At 37.6% G+C, this 255-nt stretch carries 1 protein-coding gene; it reads left to right on the top strand.

What is annotated here, in order from left to right; genetic code table 11:
• Window positions 1-26: 26 nt before the first annotated feature.
• The coding region (locus MiSe_RS50405) for a hypothetical protein (protein WP_226595141.1) at window positions 27-255 on the top strand (229 nt) is incomplete at its 3' end.

Genomic DNA, 255 nt, shown 5'->3' with positions numbered 1-255 from the left:
CTTTGGGGATAAATCAAAAGTTATCTATGCCGTGCCCCTACTATAACGGCAATATACAATCTTTGGGGATAAATCAAAAGTTATCTATGCCGTGCCCCTACTATAACGGCAATATACAATCTTTGGGTATAAATCAAAAGTTATCTATGCCGTGCCCCTACTATAACGGCAATATACAATCTTTGGGGATAAATCAAAAGTTATCTATGCCGTGCCCCTACTATAACGACAATATACAATCTTTGGGGATAAATC

It is taken from the genome of Microseira wollei NIES-4236, assembly GCF_020521235.1.
GTDB classification, from domain to species: Bacteria; Cyanobacteriota; Cyanobacteriia; order Cyanobacteriales; family Aerosakkonemataceae; genus Microseira; species Microseira wollei.
The sequence above is the reverse complement of the archived record's forward strand: the minus strand, read 5'-3'. Positions and strand labels throughout refer to the sequence as shown.